This window comes from Embleya sp. NPDC005575 (assembly GCF_040605455.1).
Lineage (GTDB): Bacteria > Actinomycetota > Actinomycetes > Streptomycetales > Streptomycetaceae > Embleya.
Genome location: NZ_JBEXCV010000325.1, coordinates 1 through 2,644, shown reverse-complemented (window position 1 = coordinate 2,644; position 2,644 = coordinate 1). Strand labels below are relative to the sequence as shown.

Below are 2,644 nucleotides of genomic sequence, written 5' to 3'. Positions count from 1 at the left end.
AACCCACACCGGCTCGTCCCGTGAGCCCGCCACCACAACGCGGCCCCACGGGACGAGCAGCTCCTCAAACGGCCGTGGCACCGCAACAGACCCGCGTGGGCCCGCTGTTGCCCGACGGGAACACACCCACCAGCAGATCCCGCTTCGGCCCGGAAGCCGAGGTGCTGGAACCGCCGCACCCGCGCGAACGCGTCGCGGAGGCGACCCGCCGGGCGGCGCTGTACGGGGACCACCCTGTCGCGTGACGGCACCGCCGGTCCGGCGCGGTGTGCTGAACGTTTCGGGTGCGCCCTCCGTATCCCCTGTCCGACAACGTCGGTGACATGTGGAGGGCAGACCATGAACGCGTTCAGGGACGACGAGACCGCAGGGGTGCGCCCCGGCGACGCCGGGGCGCAAGCGCCGAAATCCGGCATGGTGGGGCGGCGCCGGCTGATCGGTCTCGGCGCCGGTGCCGCCGTCGCCGTCGCGTTCGGTGCCGCCGGGCCGGCGCGGGCGGAGGGCCGGGCCGATCGGGCCGGCACGCGGGCCGGCACCGAGACGCTCGACGGCACGTCCCGCCCCGACGTGGTCATCGAGTGGTACGACACCACCGCCGCCGTCATCGCCTCCTGGGGTGCCCCAACGCAGATCACCAACAGCCGCGCGTGGGGCATCGGTTGGCTTGCCGCGGCGCGTGCGCTGGAGTACGGCCGGGACCGGGACTTCGAAGACGCCGCCGTGGCCTCCGCGGTGCACGCCGCGTTGCGCACGCTGTTCCCCGGCACCGATCAGGCCGCGTTCCTGGACGGTGCGTTCGCCCGCACGCTCGCGCGGCTGCCCGCGGGGCGCCGGACGTCCGCCGGGATCGCGGCAGGCGAGCGGCAGGCGGCGCGTGCGGTGGCCGAACGCGAGGGCGACGGTCTGCGGCCGGAGCAGGTCAACGCCCCTTACACGCCGCCGCCGGTGGCCCCGGGCATCTGGCGCCCGACGCCGCCCGATCCGACCAAGCCCGCCGTTCAATTCGGGCAGCGTCTCGGCCGGACCTTCCTCCTCGGCCGCGCCGACCGCTTCCGGCCGGGTCCGGCGCCCGACCTCGGCTCGGACACCTACCTGACCCACCTCGCGGAGATCCGCGCCTACGGCCGCAAGACCGGCAGCCTCCGCACGCCGGAGCAGACCGACACGGCACTGTTCTGGCAGCAGTCCTCGCTGGCCGGCTTCACCGGCGCCCTGCGCGCCGCGGTCGCCCACCCCCGCCCGCGTTCGGTACGCGACCGTGCCCGGCTCGTCGCCGCCTTCCACACGATCAGCGTCGACGCGCAGATCGCCGTCTTCGAAGCCAAGTACGTCTACACCCGCTGGCGCCCGGTCACCGCGATCCGCGAGGGCTCCGTGGACCCGGACCCGACGTGGGAACCGCTGGTGGCAACCCCGCGGCACCCCGACTACCCTGGCGGCCACTGCACGTTCGCGGGCGCCGCCGAGGCCGTGCTGACCGCGTTGGCCGGACCCGGTCCGGCAACCCCCGTCACTCTGGGCAGCCCCGACGGCGTGACCCGGACCTACGCGCACTGGCACGAAATGACGCGTGACAACATCAATGCGCGCGTCTGGGAAGGCGTCCACTTCCGCTACTCGGACCTTGCCGGTGCCACGCTGGGCCGCCAGGTGGCCGGGTGGGGGCTGGCGGGCTTGCCCACGCTGTTCGGCTAGCACCACGTTCGGCCGGTAGCGCTCTGCGGACGGACCCGGCGCGCGGCACTGCCCGGCGCTGGGTCCGCCGGGCGGTGAACGCGAGCGCCGTGCCGTCCGTAACCCCGGGCGGCGAGTACTCGGGCTCGTCACGGCCCACCCGGATGGAGGCGGTATGCGGTGGAGGCTCCGGAGCGCCGGGGCGCGCGCGGAGCGGGCACGGCCGGACACCGATGCGGAGGTACGCGCGCTGTACGAGCGGCATGGCGGCGAACTCTTCGCGTTCTCGTGCCGCTCGCTGGGCGATCCCGGATTGGCGGAGGAAGCCGTCCAGGAGACGTTCGTCCGCGCGTGGCGCGCCGCCGATCGCTACGATTCCGGCCTGGCATCCGCCCGGACCTGGCTGTTCGCGATCTGCCGGAACGTGGTGATCGACCTGGCCCGGGCCCGCAGCGTCCGACCCAAACTGGTCGCGGTCGACGCGGGCCACGCCGACCCGGGCGCCGCGCCGGAACCGGGTGAGGAGCCGTGGGACCGGCTGCTGGACGCCATGCAGGTCGAGGAGGCGCTGCGCCGCCTCAGCCCCGAGCACCGCGCGGTGCTCGTGGAAGTGCATCTGCGGGACCGCGCGGCCGCGGAAGTGGCCGCCGACCTGGGCATTCCGGTCGGGACGGTGCGCAGCAGGGTCTTCTACGCACTCAAGGCCCTGCGCCTGATCCTGGAGGAAATGGGGTGGGACGATGACCTCGGGTGAGCAGTCACGGCAGTGCGCGCATTTCCGGCCGCTGCTCGGCATGGCGGCACTCGGACGTGCGTCGGACGCCGAGGCCGTGGCCGCCCGGGCGCACCTGGACGGCTGCCCGTCCTGCACGGCCGAACTGCGCATGCTGCGCGCCACCGCGGAACGCCTCGGCCGCGCCGATCCCGACCGGGTGGCCCAGGATCCGCCGGTGCCGCCCGCGCGGCCGGC

4 protein-coding genes are annotated in these 2,644 nt (G+C 74.7%); all 4 read left to right on the top strand.

Translation table 11 applies throughout. The annotated features are described in order from the left end of the window. The first annotated feature begins 74 nt into the window (after positions 1–74). Positions 75–245 (top strand): hypothetical protein, encoded by a 171-nt coding sequence (locus ABZS54_RS42730; protein ID WP_355548807.1) that lies wholly within the window; start codon positions 75–77, stop codon positions 243–245. Positions 246–339: 94 nt separating this feature from the next. Continuing rightward, a complete protein-coding gene (locus tag ABZS54_RS42725) occupies positions 340–1,695 on the top strand; it encodes a vanadium-dependent haloperoxidase (RefSeq protein WP_355548804.1) in 1,356 nt (451 codons plus the stop codon). Between the two features lie 154 nt (positions 1,696–1,849). Continuing rightward, positions 1,850–2,428, top strand: coding sequence for a sigma-70 family RNA polymerase sigma factor (locus tag ABZS54_RS42720; RefSeq protein WP_355548801.1), 579 nt, complete (start codon positions 1,850–1,852; stop codon positions 2,426–2,428). Continuing rightward, positions 2,415–2,644, top strand: a 230-nt coding sequence (locus ABZS54_RS42715; protein ID WP_355548798.1) for a zf-HC2 domain-containing protein, incomplete at its 3' end; no start/stop codon positions are given. The genes ABZS54_RS42720 and ABZS54_RS42715, both read left to right, overlap by 14 nt.

Bases quoted from the DNA above. Each gene is read 5' to 3' on its own strand.
- ABZS54_RS42725 (WP_355548804.1), top strand. From the start codon at position 340: ATGAACGCGTTCAGGGACGACGAGACCGCAGGGGTGCGCCCCGGCGAC.
- ABZS54_RS42720 (WP_355548801.1), top strand. From the start codon at position 1,850: ATGCGGTGGAGGCTCCGGAGCGCCGGGGCGCGCGCGGAGCGGGCACGG.